We start from the raw sequence: 17,854 nt of genomic DNA on the forward strand, positions 1-17,854 counted from the left end.
GCGGCCAAACGCCACAAACGAAGCGGCGCGCCGGAGGCCGGCGCGCCGCTCAAAACCCAGACCGGAAATCCCGATCAGATCGAGTCAGATCACTTCAGGCTGTCGAGGGTCAGATCAACCGACAGCTTGGCGACGAAGGTCGCGCCGCACCACTTCGACTGGCCAAGGCTGTTGGCGGTGAAGTCGCCGGTGATGCCGTAGCAATCTTCCTTGCTCAGGTCGGTGTCGTGGTAGCGCAGGTCGAGGGTGAACACCTTGTAGGTGAAGCCGAGACCGACGTTCCAGGTGGTGTAGTCGGCCAGCTCGATGTTGCCGTAGAAGTCATCGGTGCGGCCGAGGTCCTGGTAGCCGACTTCGCCCGACACGTAGGCGCCGACGCCGTTCGGCAGGGTCGGGAAGACGTACTTGGCAAGACCGGAGTAGTAGATGCCCTCAGCACCGGTGTTGGTGTAGGAGTCGGTGTAGAAGAGGGTGCCGCCGATGCTGAAGGAATCGGTGACCGCGAGGTTGGCCTTGCCGTAGACTTCGAAGAAGCTGGCGTCTTCCTTGGCGAGAGTCGGCACGCCGTACTTGTTGATCTCAAGGCTGCAACCCGGAACCGAGCCAAACAGGCCACCGCCGAGATTTTCGTAATTATAGCACTCGCCACCCGGATAATAGTAATAGATACCGCCGATATCGAGGGCGAGCTTGCCGAAGGTCGGGCGGATACCGCCGTAGAGGTCGATCTCGGCCGCCGCGCGGTTGGCGAAGGAGATGCTGGCACCGGCGACGCCGGCGTAGAGCTGGAAGTTCGGCGCGACGTTGAGGCGCGGCTCGAAATAGGCCGCAACCGACGGCTCGCGGTTCGACTGCGAGATACCGCGGAACATATAGTCGGACGCCAGCGAGGCGCCAAAGGCGATGTCGAAGATCGACGGCGCGGGCGGCGCCTCAACGGTCTTGCCGTTGGCGCGAAGGTCGGCTGCGTTGGCCGTGCCGGCCGCCAGAAGCACCGCCGCAGCGGCCGTCAGCGTCGTGAAGCTCTTCATCATCTTCGTCGTTCCCCTGCTTCATTCACCGGCGAGGCCGCAAGGGCCCCGCCCGATCTGTCGCCGCATTTGTGACAAACTCGACATACGCAAAGGAAGGACAAACAGCGAGCATCTGCCTACTAAATAGGCAAATAGCGACAGATTATTAACTTTACAGAGTGCTGTTGCGAAACAGCAACAGCACCGCCGGACCAGCGCGGTCGCAATTTCACCGGCTGGCAGAAAAATACGCGTCAAAACTGCTCAAAACCGGACAAGCCCCGGCAGGCGATGGAACGTTGCTTCCAGGCGCTGCGACCGCGAATCAAATCACCTGCGCCAATCGCCCCAGCGCACCGCCGCTCACGCCGGCGCCCCGCCGGAGCGGGACCGCCGCCGGCCGCGACCCAGGCCGAAGATCAGCGACGCCGCCAGCACCCCGCCGAGAAAGCCCGCGCCGGCGTGGACCGCGCCCTCGGCGGTCACCGGCACCGCCGGGCGGAAGTCGGCGTAGGTCGCCTGCCCGACCTCTCGGTCGTAGGTGCGCAGGAACACCGCCAGCCGCTCGAATGGCGCGGCGGTGTCGAGCGCGGTCTTGGCGGCGTCGAACGCTTCGAAGCGGCGGATCATGACGGCCGCGTCGGCGCCGCGGTCGCGCAGGAACGCCGAGCCCGGCCTGACAAACTCGGCGAGGCCTTCGGCGCGGGTGAGGCCGGCGCGGGCAGCGTCGGCGTCGAAGCGCTGCACGAAGCCGCGCAGCTCGTCGAGCCGGCCACCGAGCCGCTGGCTATATTGCTGGGCGAACTCGGGAAACTGCGCCAGCGCGAGGCCGCACACCACACCCACCGCAATCGCGAACAAACGGCCGACCATGACGAACCTCCCGTCTTGGATCCTGATACCGGCGGCGGCGTTCGTGAAATCATTGATGTCACGAACGAAAATCTGCGAATTTCAGCGGCCCCATGCGTCAGCATCCAGGACCGTTGGGATGATACGGTTTCCGGATGATCCCGTCGTGATCTAGGGAAGATAAACACGTCGTGATCTAGCGAAAGCGTTTGAGGCGGGGGCGGGGATGACAGGCGACACCACGGCGACCGGCGGCGGCGCCAAAGCTCCCAGGCGGGCGGCGCCGATGAGTTGGGAGGTCGATGTCGCGGTCGCGACCCACCCGCTGCTGCTGGCCGGCTACGCCAAAGTCTTCGGGCTGACCGCGCTGATCATGGGGGCGCTGCTGTCGTTCCTGATGGCGGTGGGCGGCAGCCCGGACGCCATCCCGGCGATGCTGGCGATCAGCACCGCCATTGCCGCCGCGCTGTTCGTGGTCGGCGTGCTCGCCATGGCGGCGATCTACCGCAACAGCATGACCATGCGCTTCACGGTCGATGCCAAGGGCGCGCGGGCGGAGACCCTCGACCGCCGGGCGGCCGCGGTGTCAAGCGCAGCCATCGTGCTCGGCGCGCTGTCCGGCAGGCCCGGCGCAGCCGGCGCCGGCCTGATCGCCAAGACCGCCGCCGATCAGCGCACCGCCTGGCGCGGCATCGTCAAGGCGCGGTTCTACCCGCGCTGGAACGCCATCGCGCTGGCGAACGCCTGGCGCACGGTGATGATCCTGTTCTGCCCGCCGGAGCGTTACGAGGCGGTGGCCGAGCAGGTGCGCACCGCGATGGCACGGCGACCGGCGCAGGCCAGCGCGAAAAAGAGCCCGGTGGGCTGGCTGTTGCGGCGCACCGCGCTGGTGGTGCTGGCGGCACTGCCGATGTTCGTGCTGCCGCACCCGGTCGAGATCGACCTGTTCGTGCCGCTGTTGACGCTGTGCTTCGCGCTGGCCTCGGTGTGGCTCGTCCCGCTGCTCAGCGTCGTGGTGATCGGCGGCGTCGGCTGGGTCGCGGCGCACTCCGTGCTGGCGCTGCTGCACGAACGCCGCTCGATGTTCTCGCCGCACGACCTCTATCGCGCGTACGAGGTGGCGGACGCCGAGGTGTGGGCGGCGCTGGTGCTGGCGGCGCTCGGCGGCGCCTATCTGGTGTGGCTGTCGGTGGCGCTGCTGCGCGGCCGGGCCTATTCCGGGCTTGCCGGCGACCTGGCCGAACTCGATGATGGCTGACCCTGTTCGATGGAGGCCGGCATGAGTCGCCCGATGCTGCCTGCGCTGTGTGCCGCGCTGATCGCGCTGGCGGCCCCGGCGTCCGCCGAGGAGGCATCCTCGGGCGCCGCGTGGCGCTACGGCCACCATCCGCAATGGGGGCTGTCGGCGTTCGTGACGGTGGACGGCGAGAGCATCGGCCTGCGCTGCATGCCCGACCGCGGCGTCGCCCGCCCGGCGGCGGCGCTGGCGCTGACGGCGGGGCTGGTGCGGCCGCACCCGGCCTTCACCGACGCCGAGGCGGTCGAGCGCTATCGGTTCCTCGGCGATCCGGCGATGGGCGAGGCGGTGATCGCGCGCACCGCCGGCGGCTATTTCGAGCGGGCCGGCACCACCTGCGAGGTCAACCTCAGCGCGTTCCAGGCGGCGCGCCTGCTGCTCTATTTCGATGAAGGCACCGACGTGACCGCGCTCGACGACGACACCGCGGAGGCGGCGCCGGGTGTGGTGGCGCGCATCCCGCTCACCGGCGCCAAGGAGGCGATCGGGCAACTGGTGCAGGCGTGCCCGGCGATCCGCAAGGACATCGACAACGAGTGCGGGATTTGACCGCGCCGTGACCGTGACCTGACCGCGCCATGCTGCTCGCCCGCTTCACAGGCACCGCGGAACTGCACCGCGACGACAAGCTCGTCAGCGTGCGGTTCCTGACGCCGCATCGGGTGTTCTCGACCTGCCCCGCCAATGGCGGCTTCGCCGACCACCTCGACCTGGTGTTCAACCACCAGAGCTGCGAGCCGGTCGGCCACATCATCCCGGCGCTGCACGAGGCCTATCGCCAGCCGCAGCGCTACGCCGCCGGCCTACTCGACAGCCACGGCCTCGCCGGCGCCGCCGGCGCCGGCCTCGCCACCGCCGCCAACATCAACACGCTCGCCATCGCGGAGGAAGCCCATCGCGACCTCAAGGTGGTGGCGCTCGCCACCGCCGGCGTCGAGGGCGGCGGCGCCCGCGCCGGCGACCCGGCCGGCTATTACGAATTCGACGGCCGCTTCGAGCGCCGCGGCGACATCGGGCCGGAGACGCCCGGCACCATCAACGTCATCGTGCTGGTCAACAGCCCGATGACGGAGGGCGCCATGGTGCGCGCGGTGATGACCGCGACCGAGGCCAAGGCGGCGGTGATGCAGGAACTGTCGGTACCCTCGCGCCAGTCGGCGAAGATCGCCACCGGCACCGGCACCGACCAGATCGCGGTGGCAGCGCCGCTGGCGGGCGCCCAGCCGCTGACCGGCGCCGGCCACCATTGCGTGCTGGGCGAGCTGATCGGCAAGGCGGTGATGGCGGCGATCCGCGAGGCGGTGGCGCGGCAGAACCTGCTGGTGCCGGCCCGGCAGTGCGCCTGCAGCCGGCTGCTGGAGCGGTTCGGCCTCGACATCGACCGGCTTACCGCGGCGGTGGCGGCGCAATTGCCGGACGAGGTCGCCGCGGTGCTGCGCGACAACCGCGACGTCATCGACCGCGACCCGCGCACGGTGGCGCTGGCGGCGGCGCTGATCCACGTCCACGATCAGGTCGGCTGGGGCGTGCTGCCGCCGTCGTGCTGGCGCGAGAGCGCCATCGACCTCGGCGCCGCCCTCGCCGCGGCGGTCGCCGGCACGCCGGCCGGCACCGAGCGCTACCGCACCGCGCTGGCCGCGATCCTGGCCGGCGGCGGGGACGACGGCCCGGCCACGGTGGTGGTGCGCGCCCTCGCGCTCGGCCTGCCCGACAAATGGACCCGCGCCAGCGGGATGATGGCGGCGATCACGCCCGCGGCCGACCCGCGCTGACGCCCGGCGGCGATGGCCGCCCGCCGGTTGCGGTCAGGCCGCCTCGCCCCGCACGCGGTAGCGCACCGGGTCGTTCGGGCCCGACAGCGACGCCTCGTCGACCGCCGACAGCACCATGCCGATGGCATCGTCGTCGCGTGCCAGCGCGACCAGCAGCGCGGCGAGGTCGCGGCAGGTGATGCGGCCGTGGACGCGGTCGTCCTCGAACAGCGCGCCGGCGCCGTTGGGCTCGCCGTCGATCAGTCCGCCGGGGCGCACCACGGTCCACTCCAGCGGCAGCGCCGTCAGATGGGTTTCGGCGCGGGTCTTGGCGGCGAGCACCTCGCCGATCGCCGCCAGCAGCCGTTCGGAGGCGTAGGTCCGCGACGCGCCGCAGCCGAGCGAGGTGACGACGATGACGCGGCGGACGCCCGCGACGACGCAGGCGTCGGCGATGTTGCGGACGCCCTCGTCATCGACGCGGATGTCGCCGCCGCCGATGGCGGAAATCACCACGTCCGGCTTGGCCGCCGCCAGCACGGCGCCGACGCTGGCCGGATCGAGCACGTCGGCCGCCAGCCTGGCGGCGTGATCCGGCGCCGGCGCGGCGCCCTCAAGGCGGCGGACAGCCGCGGTCACCGTCCAGCCGGCGCCAGCGGCAAGTTCGCACACATGCCGGCCGGTCCGGCCGCTCGCACCAAACACCACCATTTGCGACATCGTAGCTCCCCTCGCGTGATAGGGTTTCCGGGAAATCACGGCGTGATCCCGGAAACGGCCTGATCGAAAACCCTTGCTCAGAAACGGGATTTTCGCCGATTGGACAACGGTCAGAAGGCCCGATCGGCGGCAAACCGTATGCGACGGATTGGGCGAGATCACGCCCGCGATCGCGCCGCCAGCCCCGCCTGAGATCCCGCTGCGAAATGGACCTTTCGGCGACCGAACTCCGAAAAACCGGCCGGGCGACCGGACCTCGCAGGGATTTGCCTTCAGCCGGCACCGTTCCTTCGAGGCGTTCCAAAGGCAAGCCGGCCTTGGTTGACCTTAGGTATTGCAACTGCCTATGAATCGCAACGGGTGCCGATGCTGTGTCCGGTGCAGCATTTGCCCGTCCCGCCCAGTCCGCCCGGATCCGCCGTCACCCCACAGGAGCCGCCATGTTCATCGCCATGAACCGCTTCCGCATCGCCAAGGGCCAGGAGGATGCGTTCGAGCGCATTTGGCTCGGCCGCGACAGCCGCCTCGCCGAACTGCCGGGTTTCCTCGGCTTCCACCTGCTCAAGGGGCCGGCGGCCGAGGACCATACGCTCTATGCCTCGCACTCGAGCTGGGCGAGCCGGGCCGACTTCGACAATTGGACCCAGTCCGAGCAATTCCGCAGCGCCCACTCCAGCTCCGGGGCTGGCGCCGGCCCCGGCCTCTATCTCGGCCCGCCGCAGTTCGAGGGCTTCGAGGTCCGGCAGACCGTGCCCGCCGCGGCGTGATGCCGCCGGCCCCGTTTGGTGAAATCACATCGACGATCGGGCCAACGGCCGGCTGCCGCCGCCATTGGTCCGATTGGGTGTCCGGTGGCCCCTTCGCGATCCCGAATCCAACCTCGCCGGAAATACCTGATCGAACAGGATTTCCGGCGAGAGCCGGCAGCGCTGCGCCCGGCTTGCCAGCGCGGGTCGGCGCCCTCAGCGGAAACTGTAGCGGATCGGCACCGAGAAGCTGAAGCGGGCGCCCGACAATTCGGGCGGCGCCTGCGGCAGCGGCTGCGCCCGCTGGATCAGCGCCGCGGTCTCGCGGTCGAGCGAGCTCACACCGGAACTCGCCGCCAGCCGGCTCGACAGCACGTTGCCGCTGCGGTCGATGGTGAAGTGGAGACGGGCAACGCCGGTTTCACCACGCGCCTGCGCCTCGGCGGGATAGCGCTTGTGGCGCTGCAGGTGGGCGACGATGCGGCTGTTCCAGTTCGGCATGGCGTTGCTGCTGCCCTGGCCGAACCGTCCGGGCGAGGGAATCGAGGCCACCGTGTCCGCCGAACTGCGCGCCGTGGTCGCGGCCACCGCGCGCGGCGGGGTCTCCGGCTTGTCGGGCTCGGGCTTCTTCACCTCGCGCTTGGGATCGGGCTTCCTGGGCTTCTTCACCTCGCGCTTCGGCACCGGCTTGGGCGGCACCGCCTCGGGCACCGGCACCGGATCGGGCACCGTCACCGGCGCTTCGACCGGATCGGGCATCTCCAGCGCCGCCTGCTCGACCTCCGGCTCCGGCGGCGGCGTCACGGCCTCCTCGGGCTGGGGCTGCACGTCGTCGGTCTTGGTCTGTTCGGGGCCCGGCACGCTTTCGGCACTGGCGACGTCCGGCGACGCCGCCAGCATCTCCAGCTCGACCAACACCGGCGCGCCGGCGGTCTCCGGCGGCTGCCAGTTCGCCAGCACCGCCACCGCCAGCCCGCCATGGGCCAGCGTGGCGATCGCGAACGCGGTGGTCCAGCGCGCGGCGTCGCGGCGCGATGACGACAGCACGCTCATCGTGCGCCCCCACCATCGAGCCCGACCAGCGCCACCTTGAGATAACCGGCGGCGCGCAGCGCGTTCATCACCGTCATCAACTCGCCATAGGCGACCGACTTGTCGGCGCGCAGGAACACCCGCTGCTCGCGGTCGCCGCCGCTCAGGCGGTCGAGCGCGCCGGCGAGCTGGCCGTGGCCCACCGCCTCGTCGCCGACCGCCAGCGACAGATCGGCCTTTACCGTCAGGAAAATCGGCTTGTCCGGCCGCGGCTGGTGCTCGGCGGTCGAGTTCGGCAGGTTGACCGCGACGTCGACGGTGGCGAGCGGCGCCGCAATCATGAAGATGATCAGCAGCACGAGCATCACGTCGATGAACGGCGTGACGTTGATCTCGTGCATCTCATCGACGTCGCCGTCGGAGGGACCGAACCGCATCGCCATGGTGTCACTCCGCCGCCGGATGGACCTTGCGCAGCTGCCCGCCGCTGCGCCGGTCGATGTCGCGGCCGGCCAGGCGCAGCACCGCAGCTGCGGCATCGCCGACCACACCGCGATAGCCGGCGATCTGGCGGGCAAACACATTGTAGATCATCACCGCCGGAATCGCCGCGATCAAGCCGAGCGCCGTCGCCAGCAGCGCCTCGGCGATGCCCGGCGCCACCACCGCCAGATTGGTGGTCTGGGCCTTCGAGATGCCGATGAAGCTGTTCATGATGCCCCACACCGTGCCGAACAGGCCGACGAACGGCGCGGTGGCGCCGATGGTGGCGAGGCTGCCGATGCCGCGGGAAATGCGGCGGCCAGCCGCCGCCTCGATGCGCTCAAGCCGCGAGCCGATCCGCTCCTTGATGCCGTCGGCCGGCAGGCCGGCGGAGGCGCCGATCTCGGCGGTGGCGGCGATGGCAAAGTCCCGCGCCACCTCGGCGTCCGGCGCCAGACGGTCCAGCGCCTCGCCGAGCGAGGTCGCCTCCTCCACCACCTTGAGGCCGCCGCGGGCACGGCGGCGGGCGCCTGCAAGCTCGATGGTCTTGGCGAGCCACACCGTCCAGCTCAGCACCGAAGCCAGCGCCAGCCCGACCATCACGAGCTGCACCACGATGTCAGCGGCGAGGAACATGCCGAACGGCGACAGATCGCGCGGCAGCGCCAGCTCGGGCATCGCCGGAGCCGCAGAAGCCTGCGACGCGGGGGCCGGCGCGGAACCGGGTTGCTCCGCAGCGGATTGACCGCCGCTGCCGGCCGGAGACAGCGCGGCCGCCGGAGGGGCGCCACCTGCGGGCGCGGCGGTGGCAGGCGCGGCGGGGTGCGGCATCGCTTGGTGCGGCGTGGCGCCGGAGGCCTCGGCGGGCGCGGGATGGTGTGCCGGCGCGGCCGGAGACGCAGCAGGGCCACCCTGGGCCGCCGCCGGCAAGGCGCCGAGAACGATGGCCAGCGCCACCGCCGAACCGAGCCGGCGCGCGACCGAAACCAAACCGTCAAACCAGATCGAAGACATCATCAATAATCGCTGCATCAACCGTCGTCCGGTTTCGGACCGGGAGGCCGCATTGCGCCGGAAACCCCGCTCATGCGTCCTGCAGATCGGCTGCAATGGAACGGCCGCACCGCGCCGCGCCCCGCATGAGCCGCCAACGGCTCCCGACTGCCCGCTTAGTGTTGACGGATCGGCAGACGCGGTCAATCCGCCTTCTGCACAATGGAACTATTATCGTTATAGACTCTCCGGCAATCGCTTTATATCACGCGTGCCATCGGCACTGTTCCGGTGCTGTCCGGCAAAGTTTAGAACAATGCAATATTGCTGCAAGCCGATTTGCCCGCCGACTCGAAACAACGGCCGCGGCAGCCGGCCGTTGTTTGCAATCATACGGTTTCCGGATGATCCCGTCGTGATCGGCAACAGCCACCTCAACTCAAGGGCTCGGGGCCGTCCTCGTCGTCCGCCTCGTCCCGGCGAAGACGATAGCGCTGCATCTTGGCGCGGAGGCCGACCCGCGACAGGCCGAGCCGCTCGGCGGCGTGGCTGATGTTGCCATTGCACAGCCGGAGCGTGGTTTCGATCTCGGCCTTCTCCAGCGCCTCGACCCGGTCCTTCAGCGTGGCCCCGACCGCCTGCGGCCGGTGCGGCGACAAAATGCGCGCCGACAACAGGTTCGGCCCCAGCGGCTCATCGCTCTCCGACAGCGCCACCATGCGCTGGATCTCGTTATGCAGTTCGCGCACGTTGCCGGGCCAGTCGTATGCCATCAGCCGGTTCAGCGTCTCGGGCCGAAAGCCCGGCACCGCGCGGTGGAAGGCGTGGTTGACGTCCTTCAGGATGCGCGCCGCGATCGGCGGAATGTCCACGGCGCGGTCGGCCAGCGGCGGGATGTGGATCGGGAACGCCGCCAGCCGGTAATAAAGGTCGCGTCGGAACCGGCCGTTCGCGACCTCCTTCTCGAGGTCGCGGTTGGTGGCGGACACCACCCGCACATTGACCTTGCGGGTGCGCTGGGCGCCGAGCGGGCGGATTTCGCCCTCCTGCAGCACGCGCAGCAGCTTGACCTGGAACGACGGCGAGGTCTCGCCGATCTCGTCGAGGAAGATGGTGCCGCCGTCGGCGACCTCGAACAGGCCGATACGGTCCTGGTAGGCGCCGGTGAAGGCGCCCTTCTTGCAGCCGAACAGCTCGCTCTCCAGCAACTGGTCGGGCAACGCGCCGCAGTTTTCCACCACGAAGGGCTGGCTGGCGCGGGCCGAGCCGTGGTGGATGGCGCGGGCGAGCAGCTCCTTGCCGGTGCCGGAGGCGCCGGTGATCAGCACCGAGATATCGTATTCGGTGGCGCGGCGGGCGAGGCCGATGGCGCCTATGATCGGGCTGTCGTCGGCGTGGACAATGGCCTCGAACCCGGACCGCCGCCGCTCGCTGCGGCCGGGATCGGCGCCGTTGGCCGCCGCCGGTACGCTCGCCTTGCCGTTGAGCCGCAAGCCGGGCGCGGCGGCGACGCTCTTCTGGCGGCGGAACAGCCGCGCCGCCTCGTGCACGGTCTGGACCAGTTGCTCGGGCCGCCACGGCTTGGCGATGACCTGGTGCACCGCCGCGGCGTTGGTGCCGGCCAGCAGGTCGCGGGCGGACACCGTGCCCGACAGCATCAGCCGCACCGGGTCCGGCCACTGCTCGCGCACCCGCTTGAGGAAGGCGAGCCCGTTCTCGCCGCGCATGTCCTGCTCGCACAGGATCACCTGCACCAGCTCGCCGGCCAGCACCGCCTCGGCCTCGCCGGAGCCGCGCACGCCGATCACCTCGAAATCGTGGGCCAGCGCGCGGCGGATCGCCTCCAGCGAGCGCATTTCGTCGTCGACGACGAGGATGGGTCCCGGCACGGTCATCGAAAAGCCTCAGCAGATCCGCGGCAGTTGCTCACCGGCCAACCAGTCGACGATGCGCCCGCCGCCGAATGCAGTGGTCATCTGCACGAAGCGATGCTCGTCCTTTACCACGGTGCCGATGTGGGCCGCATCCCGGCCAAACGGATGAGCGCGCATCGCGCCCAGCACCGCGTCGACCCCGGCCGGCTCCACCACGGCGAGGAGCTTGCCCTCGTTGGCGACGAAAAGCGGATCGAGCCCCAACAGCTCGCAGGCCGCCGCCACCTGCGGCTTGACCAAAATCCGCGCCTCATCGACGGCGAAGCCGACCCCCGATTGCTGGGCGATCTCGTTCAGCGTCGCAGCCAAGCCGCCGCGGGTGGGATCGCGCATCAGCCTGAGGTGCGGCGCGGCCGCCGCCACCATGGCGGCGACCAGGCCATGCAGCGGCGCGGAATCCGACCGAACCTCGGTGTCGAACTTAAGGTTTTCCCGGCACGACATGATGGCGACGCCATGGTCGCCGATCGAGCCCGACAGGATCACCGCATCGCCCGGCCGGGCGCGGTCGCCCGACAGATCGAGCCCGGCCGGCACCACGCCGACCCCGGCGGTCGAGATGAACACGCCGTCGGCCTTGCCGCGCTCGACCACCTTGGTGTCGCCGGTCACCACCGGCACCCCGGCGGCGCGGGCCGCCCTGCCCATGCTGACGGCGATGCGGACGAGGTCGGCGAGCGGAAAGCCCTCCTCGATGATGAAGCTGGCGGTGAGGTAGAGCGGGGTGGCGCCGGCCATGGCGAGGTCGTTGACGGTGCCGTGGACGGCGAGAGAGCCGATGTCGCCGCCGGGAAAGAACAGCGGCGAGACCACGTAGCCGTCGGTGGTCATCGCCAGCCTGCCGCCGGCCGGCGGCAGAATGGCCTGGTCGTTGCCCTGGGCGAGGAAGGCATTGCCGAGCGCCGGCTGGAACACCTCGGCGATGAGCTGCGCCATCGCCCGCCCGCCGGAACCGTGGCTCAGCTCGACCCGGCCCGCCCGGAGGTCGAGCCGGCCGTGGCGTGGCTTGAGGATTTTCGCCGCAAAGGTCATGCCGGCACCTGCTCGTTGGTTTCAGCGCGGGTGTTGTCGTTCGCCTTGGCGTGCTCGCGGAACCGGCCGTAGCTCCAGTGCGCGGCGCAGGCGCCCTCCGACGACACCATGCAGGCGCCGACCGGCGCCTCGGGCCTGCAGACCTTGCCGAACAGCCGGCAATCCGGCGGCCGCTTCAGGCCGCGCAGGATGGCGCCGCAATCGCAGGCCGGATTGTCGGCCGCCGCCACCGTCTCCACGGTGAAGCGCGCCTCGGCGTCGAACCGCGCATAGGCCGGGCGCAGCGTCAGCGCGCTCAACGGCAGCGAGCCCAGCCCGCGCCACTCGAACGCCGCGCGCGGCTCGAACAACTCGGCGACCAGCGCTTGAGCCTTGCGGTTACCCGCCGGGGTGACGGCGCGGGCGTATTCGTTCTCGATGTCGTGGCGGCCATCATTGACCTGCCGCACCAGCATCAACACCGCCTGCATGACGTCGAGCGGCTCGAAGCCGGCGATCACCACCGGCTTTGCGAACTCGGTGGCGCAGAAGGCGTACGGCGCCATGCCGATCACGGTGGAGACGTGCGCCGGCCCGACGAAGCCCTCGATCGGCACGCCCCCGGCGCCGGTGAGCAGCGCCCGCATTGCCGCCGGGGTCAGCACGTGATTGCAGAACACCGAGAAGTTGGCGAGGCGCTGACGCTCGGCCATCTTGATCGCCACCGCGGTCGGCGGCGTGGTGGTCTCGAAGCCGATGGCGAAGAACACCACCTCGCGATGCGGCACCTCGCCGGCGATGCGCAGCGCATCGAGCGTCGAATAGACCATGCGGATGTCGGCGCCGCCGGCCTTGGCCTTCAGCAGGCTCATGCCGTCCGAGCCCGGCACCCGCATCATGTCGCCATAGCTGCACAGCGTGACGCCGGGCTCGGCGGCGAGGCGGATGGCGGCATCGATGCGGCTGACCGGCAGCACGCACACCGGGCAGCCCGGACCGTGGATCATCCGCACGTTAGGGGGTAACAGATCCTCGAGCCCGTAGCGGGCGATGGCGTGGGTATGGCCGCCGCAGAACTCCATGAAGCGGTAGCTTCGCGCCGGATCGGCCTCGGCGCGGATGGCGTTGGCGATGCCGCGCGCCAGCGCACCGTCGCGGAACTCGTCGACGTATTTCATCTCCGCTCCCCTTTCACCGTCCTGCCTCCGCCAGCAGCGCCAGGGTGCGGCGCGCCTCCTCGGCGTCGATGCGCGCCAGCGCGTGGCCAACGTGGAGCACGACGTAGTCGCCCACCGCGACCTCATCGAGCAGCGCCACCGAAACGGACTTGACGACACCGCCGAGGCTGACCTTCGCCATGTCGTCCGGCAAGAGCTCGGTCACCTCGGCGGGAATGGCGAGACACATGGCACGCTCCCTCAATCGCCGCCTGCGGTCGCGACGGCCATCGCGGCGGCCATTGCGACCTGGCCGAGCGACAGGCCGCCGTCGTTGCACGGCACCTTGCGCGCCAGCAGCGGCGACAGCCCCCGCGCGCGCAGCGCCCCGGCAAGACCGTCCGCCAGCACGCGGTTCATCAGGCAGCCGCCGGCGAGCGCGACGTCGCGGTGGCCGTGCTGCGCCGCCGCAGCGGCGATCCACGTCGCCAGCGCCTCGATCAGCGTACCATGGAACAGCTCGGCACCGGCCCTGCGGTCGATGCCGGGCGCCGCCAGCGCCGCCAGCAGCGGCGAGACATCGAGCACGCCGTTATCAATCGCAAATCCGCCGGCCAGCACGCGCGGGGTCTCGACCAGCGCCTCCAGCTCCATCGCTGCCTGCGCCTCGAAATCCTGCAGCAGGCGCACGCCGAGCAGGCCGGCGGCGGCGTCGAACAGCCGGCCGAGGCTGGTGGTGGTCGGCGACAGCGCGACCCGCGTTGCGAGCGCGCCAGCCAGCGGGAACTGCGGGAAGCGCGCCGATGCACTGTCGAGGCGGCCGGTGGCGTGCAGCGCCGCCAGCGCCATGCGCCAGGGCTCGCGCGCGGCGCGGTCGCCGCCCGGCAGCGCCAGCGGCCGCAGATGGCCGAGCCGCCGCCACGCCGCGCCCTCCACCATCATCAGCTCGCCACCCCAATTGCCATCGGGCCCGCCATCACCGAAGCCGTGGCCGTCGAGCGCGACGCCGAGCAGCGGGCCGCGGCAGCCGTGCTCGGCGGCAATGGCGGCGATGTGGGCGGCGTGGTGCTGCACCCGCACCATCGGGCGGCCGAACTCCTCGGCGAAGCGGGTCGAGCAGTAGTCGGGGTGAAGATCGCAGGCGATCGTCTCCGGCACCACGTCGAGCACCGTCATCAGGTGCGCCACGGTCTCGCGGTAGAATCGGAACGCCTCGGCGCGGTCGAGGTCGCCGACGTGCTGCGACACGAACGCCTCGCGGCCGCGGGTCAGCGTGACCGTGGTCTTGAGGTGGGCGCCAACGCCCAGCACGCAGGGGCCGTCGCGGCCAAGGTCGATCGGATCGGGCACGAAGCCGCGGGCACGGCGCACGAACGCCGGCGCGCCGTCGATCACCGCCATCACCGAATCGTCGGCCCGCACCACGATCGGGCGGTCGTGGGTGACGATCAGATCGGCGATGCCGCCGAGGCGGCGGTGGGCGTCGTCGTCATCGACCACCAGCGGCTCGCCGCCGGGATTGGCGCTGGTGGCGACCAGCGCCAGCGGCAGCGGCGAGGCGCGCCACGCCCGGCCGGCCGGCATCCCGGCCAGCGCGTGGAACACCAGGTGATGCACCGGCGCGTAGGGCAGGATGACGCCGACGTGGCCCAGCCGCGGCGCCACCGAGGGCGCCAACGCGCCGGGACGCGCTTTCATCAACACGATCGGCCGGGCCGGCGAGTCGAGTGCGGCGCGATGGGCGGCCTCGGGACGCGCGAACAAATCGAGCGAGGCGGCATTCGCCACCATCACCGCGAACGGCTTGGCCTCGCGCAGCTTGCGCCGGCGCAGCTCGGCGACCGCCGCCTCGCTCGTCGCATCGCACATCAGATGGAAGCCGCCGATGCCCTTGAGCGCGACGATGCGCCCGCCGCGCAACGCCGCGGCGATGTCGGCGACGCTATGGCTGAGCTGGGGGCCGCAGGCCGGGCAGGCGATGGTCTCGGCGTGGAAACGGCGGTTGCGCGGATCGCGATAGTCGCGGGCGCAGGCCGGGCACAGCGTGAACGCCGCCATCGAGGTGCTGGCGCGGTCGTACGGCACGCGGCTGGTGAGCGTGTAGCGCGGCCCGCAATGGGTGCAGGTGATGAAGGGGTAGCGGTGGAACCGGCTCGCCGGGTCGAACAGCTCGTCGAGGCAGGCCTCGCAGGTGGCCGCGTCGGCCGGAATGCCGGTCAGCGCGAGGCCGGCCGAGCTCGCCTCGATGGCGAAGCCATGCCCGCCGCGCGGCGACAGCGCGGAGCGCTCCAGCCGCTCGATGCGCGCCAGCGGCGGCGCCTCGGCCGTGAGCGCTGCGGCAAAATCATCGAGGCCGTTGCCTTCGACCTCGATGGTCACCCCCGCCGCGTCGTTGCGCACGAAGCCAGCGAGCTTGAAGCGCTCGGCCAGCGCGAACACGAACGGCCGCATGCCGACGCCCTGCACGACGCCGCGCAGCCGGATCGCTTCCCGCAACACGCGCTTGCTCGACGATGCGGACGGGGGAGTCCGCATGTCTCAACCGGACGCCGCCGCGCGCGCGGACGCGCGGGCCATGGCGACGCCGGCCTCGATGAAGGCGAGGAAGGCCGACAGCCCCTCGCCCGTCTTGGCCGAAACCACCAGCGTCTTCAGCCGCGGATTGACCTTGAGCGCATTGGCGACGCAGCTTGCGACGTCGAACTCGACGTGGGGCAGAAGGTCGGACTTGTTGAGCAGCATCAGGTCCGCGGCGGCAAACATGTCGGGATATTTGAGCGGCTTGTCCTCGCCCTCGGTGACCGACAGCACCACCACCTTGTGCGCCTCGCCGAGGTCGAACGCCGCCGGGCAGACGAGATTGCCGACGTTCTCGATGAACAGCACGCCGCCGGCTTCGAGCGGCAGATCGTCCAGCGCGTGGCCGACCATGTGGGCGTCGAGATGGCAGCCCTTGCCGGTGTTGATCTGGATCGCCTTCACTCCGGTCGAGCGGATGCGCTCGGCGTCGTTCGAGGTCTGCTGATCGCCCTCGATCACCGCGACCGGAACCTTGCCGGCGAGGTCGGCGATGGCGCGCACCAGCAGCGTGGTCTTGCCGGAGCCGGGGCTGGAGACGAGATTGAGCGCAAACACGCCGTGGCGCGCCAGCCGCGCGCGGTTGGCGCTCGCAAATGCGTTGTTCTTGGCCAGGATGTCGCGCTCGATGCGGACGATGCGGTCCTGGCTCAGGCCCGGCAGGTGAACGCCGGCCGCACCCGCACCATAGTCGTGGGTGCCAACCTCGCCGTGGTCGTGCACGTGGTCATGGTGATGTTCATCGCCATCGCCGTGCGAATGGTCGTGGCCGTGAGCGTGAGCATGGTCTTGACCGTGATCGTGGCTGTGGACGGTGCCGTCCGGGTGCCGGTGCACATGGGCGTGGCTGTGCGAATGGCTGTCGGCGTGCAAATGGCCGTGGGAGTGGTTCGCCGCCTCGCCTTCGACCGACGCCGTGCCGCAGCCGCAAACGTTGCACATCACTCGACCTCCAGCTCCCTGACGCGCAGCTCATCGCCCGCTGTCATCTGCACATGATGCCGTCCGCAGTCCGGGCATGGGCCGAACCGCTCGGCCAGCGCGACGGTCTTGCCGCAATCGAGGCACCAACCCTGCCCGGCAACCCGGACGATTTCGAGGCGTGCGCCGTCGGCGACGGTGCCGCGGCTGATCGCCTCGAAGCAAAACTGCATCGCCGCCGGCTCGACGTGGCCGAGCATGCCGATCTCCAGCACGATGGCCTTGGCGCGGGTGAAGCCCTCGCTGCGGGCGGCGTCCTCGACCAGCGCCACCACGCTCTCGGTGAGCGCCATCTCATGCATAGGCGTCGTCCCCGACCGCATGGTGACGCACCGTGACGTCGCACGCCACACACGGGTCGAACAGCGCGGCGAGCGTCTCGACGCTCCGTCCCGCCGGCAGCCTCAACCCGCGCAGCGCCGCGGCGAACGGCCCCTCGACGGCGAAGTTCCACTCGGTCGGCGCCAAGATGACGTAGCGCGCGACCGCGCCATGGCCGTTCAGCATCGCGACGTGGTGAAGCCGGCCGCGCGGGCTCTCGACCGCGGCGAAGCCGACGCCGGCCTCCAGCCGCTCCGCGCGCAGGCATGGCTCGGCGGCCTCCGCCGGGGAACGAAGGCGGCGCACCGCCGCCGCAATCTCGGCAAAGCGGGCGGCAAGGCGCCCGGCGCCGGCGGCCGGCAGCCCACGGCCGCGAGCACGGGCGTAGGGGCCGGTCTCCGGCCGACGGCCGGCCAGCCGCGGCTCGGCCGCAAAGGCATCGCCCTTGTCGATCAGCGCGGCGACCACCGCGGCGTCGTCGTCGGGCGACAGGAAATCGGCGGTGTGATCGTCGCGCCACTCGATGGCGGCCGCGTAGGCCAGCACCCGCCCGGCCCAGGATGTCGACGGCGGCACGTCGGTGCCGAGGCCGAGCACGTCGAGCGAATGGGCAAGGTCGGCGAGGTCGCTGCCAACGCCTGCGGTGAGCCGGAAGCCGGCGGCGAACGCGGTGCGCGCCGCAGTGGCCTCGGACGCAGCGAGCGGCACCGCGTCGGTGAAGCCCAGCACGGTGGAGCGGACGTGCTCGACCAGCCGCTCGGCGATCAGCCGCGCGCCGGCCTCCGCGCGGTCGACCGGCTCGACCGCCGCGCCCGCCGCCGCCAGCGCGGCGCGCGCGGCCAGCGACTGCGACATGCTGCACAGCGCGAAAAGTTGGCCGACGATGACCGGAATCTCCGCCGGGGCCTGCCGCGTCAGCATCGGTCCCACCCGGTGCGGGCGATCGCACGCCACGCTGGCACTGGACACGGCGCCGCCGGCGACAC

At 70.8% G+C, this 17,854-nt stretch carries 18 protein-coding genes; 4 read left to right on the forward strand and 14 right to left on the reverse strand.

The features are described 5' to 3' along the window. Positions 1 to 89: 89 nt before the first annotated feature. Together BVIR_RS12235 and BVIR_RS12240 are read right to left on the reverse strand one after the other, a co-directional pair. Positions 90 to 1,031: a TorF family putative porin gene (locus tag BVIR_RS12235; protein WP_055038870.1), complete on the reverse strand. Its 942-nt coding sequence runs from the start codon at positions 1,029 to 1,031 to the stop codon at positions 90 to 92. A 345-nt stretch (positions 1,032 to 1,376) separates the two neighbouring features. Further along, positions 1,377 to 1,886 carry a DUF2937 family protein gene (locus tag BVIR_RS12240; RefSeq protein ID WP_055037911.1) on the reverse strand — a complete coding sequence of 170 codons (510 nt, stop codon included), beginning with the start codon at positions 1,884 to 1,886 and terminating at the stop codon, positions 1,377 to 1,379. 205 nt (positions 1,887 to 2,091) lie between these two features. On the opposite strand from BVIR_RS12240, the gene BVIR_RS12245 reads away from it, so the two are divergent. Genes BVIR_RS12245 through BVIR_RS12255 form a run of 3 tightly spaced genes read left to right on the forward strand, consistent with a single transcriptional unit; the run spans position 2,092 to position 4,934 of the window. Further along, positions 2,092 to 3,123, forward strand: coding sequence for a hypothetical protein (locus tag BVIR_RS12245; protein ID WP_055037912.1), 1,032 nt, complete (start codon positions 2,092 to 2,094; stop codon positions 3,121 to 3,123). 21 nt (positions 3,124 to 3,144) lie between these two features. After that, positions 3,145 to 3,711, forward strand: coding sequence for a hypothetical protein (locus BVIR_RS12250; RefSeq protein ID WP_145911975.1), 567 nt, complete (start codon positions 3,145 to 3,147; stop codon positions 3,709 to 3,711). Between the two features lie 29 nt (positions 3,712 to 3,740). Then, the gene (locus BVIR_RS12255) at positions 3,741 to 4,934 is read left to right on the forward strand and encodes an adenosylcobinamide amidohydrolase (RefSeq protein ID WP_055037914.1); all 1,194 of its coding nucleotides are present in this window, start codon (positions 3,741 to 3,743) and stop codon (positions 4,932 to 4,934) included. Positions 4,935 to 4,967: 33 nt separating this feature from the next. On the opposite strand, the gene BVIR_RS12260 is transcribed toward BVIR_RS12255, so the two are convergent. Next, positions 4,968 to 5,633 (reverse strand): NAD(P)H-binding protein, encoded by a 666-nt coding sequence (locus BVIR_RS12260; protein WP_055037915.1) that lies wholly within the window; start codon positions 5,631 to 5,633, stop codon positions 4,968 to 4,970. A gap of 440 nt (positions 5,634 to 6,073) precedes the next feature. Here BVIR_RS12260 and hmuQ point away from each other — a divergent pair, with 440 nt between their 5' ends. After that, positions 6,074 to 6,400, forward strand: coding sequence for a heme-degrading protein HmuQ (hmuQ, locus tag BVIR_RS12265; RefSeq protein ID WP_055037916.1), 327 nt, complete (start codon positions 6,074 to 6,076; stop codon positions 6,398 to 6,400). 195 nt (positions 6,401 to 6,595) lie between these two features. On the opposite strand, the gene BVIR_RS12270 is transcribed toward hmuQ, so the two are convergent. The 11 genes from BVIR_RS12270 to BVIR_RS12320 all read right to left on the reverse strand — a co-directional run bounded on the left by BVIR_RS12270 (position 6,596) and on the right by BVIR_RS12320 (position 17,789). Continuing rightward, positions 6,596 to 7,432 carry an energy transducer TonB gene (locus BVIR_RS12270; protein WP_055037917.1) on the reverse strand — a complete coding sequence of 279 codons (837 nt, stop codon included), beginning with the start codon at positions 7,430 to 7,432 and terminating at the stop codon, positions 6,596 to 6,598. Continuing rightward, on the reverse strand, positions 7,429 to 7,854 hold the full coding sequence (gene exbD / locus BVIR_RS12275; RefSeq protein ID WP_055037918.1) for a TonB system transport protein ExbD: 426 nt from the start codon (positions 7,852 to 7,854) through the stop codon (positions 7,429 to 7,431). Before exbD ends, BVIR_RS12270 begins: the two co-directional genes overlap by 4 nt. Before the next feature lie 4 nt (positions 7,855 to 7,858). Next, positions 7,859 to 8,572, reverse strand: a complete 714-nt coding sequence (gene exbB / locus BVIR_RS12280; protein WP_335338123.1) for a tonB-system energizer ExbB — start codon at positions 8,570 to 8,572, stop codon at positions 7,859 to 7,861. 749 nt (positions 8,573 to 9,321) lie between these two features. Further along, a complete protein-coding gene (locus BVIR_RS12285) occupies positions 9,322 to 10,782 on the reverse strand; it encodes a sigma-54-dependent transcriptional regulator (RefSeq protein WP_055037919.1) in 1,461 nt (486 codons plus the stop codon). A 9-nt stretch (positions 10,783 to 10,791) separates the two neighbouring features. Continuing rightward, entirely contained in the window at positions 10,792 to 11,853 is a 1,062-nt protein-coding gene (gene hypE, locus BVIR_RS12290) for a hydrogenase expression/formation protein HypE (protein WP_055037920.1), read from the reverse strand. Continuing rightward, complete coding sequence (gene hypD / locus BVIR_RS12295; RefSeq protein WP_055037921.1) at positions 11,850 to 13,010, reverse strand: hydrogenase formation protein HypD; 1,161 nt, start codon at positions 13,008 to 13,010, stop codon at positions 11,850 to 11,852. Before hypD ends, hypE begins: the two co-directional genes overlap by 4 nt. Before the next feature lie 13 nt (positions 13,011 to 13,023). Beyond that, positions 13,024 to 13,239 (reverse strand): HypC/HybG/HupF family hydrogenase formation chaperone, encoded by a 216-nt coding sequence (locus BVIR_RS12300; RefSeq protein WP_055037922.1) that lies wholly within the window; start codon positions 13,237 to 13,239, stop codon positions 13,024 to 13,026. A gap of 11 nt (positions 13,240 to 13,250) precedes the next feature. Next, positions 13,251 to 15,524, reverse strand: a complete 2,274-nt coding sequence (hypF, locus tag BVIR_RS12305; protein WP_055037923.1) for a carbamoyltransferase HypF — start codon at positions 15,522 to 15,524, stop codon at positions 13,251 to 13,253. Between the two features lie 3 nt (positions 15,525 to 15,527). Further along, positions 15,528 to 16,508, reverse strand: a complete 981-nt coding sequence (gene hypB, locus BVIR_RS12310; RefSeq protein WP_055037924.1) for a hydrogenase nickel incorporation protein HypB — start codon at positions 16,506 to 16,508, stop codon at positions 15,528 to 15,530. Beyond that, positions 16,508 to 16,849 carry a hydrogenase maturation nickel metallochaperone HypA gene (gene hypA / locus BVIR_RS12315; protein ID WP_055037925.1) on the reverse strand — a complete coding sequence of 114 codons (342 nt, stop codon included), beginning with the start codon at positions 16,847 to 16,849 and terminating at the stop codon, positions 16,508 to 16,510. The genes hypB and hypA overlap by 1 nt, the downstream gene beginning before the upstream one ends. After that, positions 16,842 to 17,789 carry a nickel-dependent hydrogenase large subunit gene (locus BVIR_RS12320; protein ID WP_055037926.1) on the reverse strand — a complete coding sequence of 316 codons (948 nt, stop codon included), beginning with the start codon at positions 17,787 to 17,789 and terminating at the stop codon, positions 16,842 to 16,844. Before BVIR_RS12320 ends, hypA begins: the two co-directional genes overlap by 8 nt. Positions 17,790 to 17,854 lie beyond the last annotated feature (65 nt).

Origin of the sequence: Blastochloris viridis (assembly GCF_001402875.1) — a bacterium.
Taxonomy (GTDB): domain Bacteria; phylum Pseudomonadota; class Alphaproteobacteria; order Rhizobiales; family Xanthobacteraceae; genus Blastochloris; species Blastochloris viridis.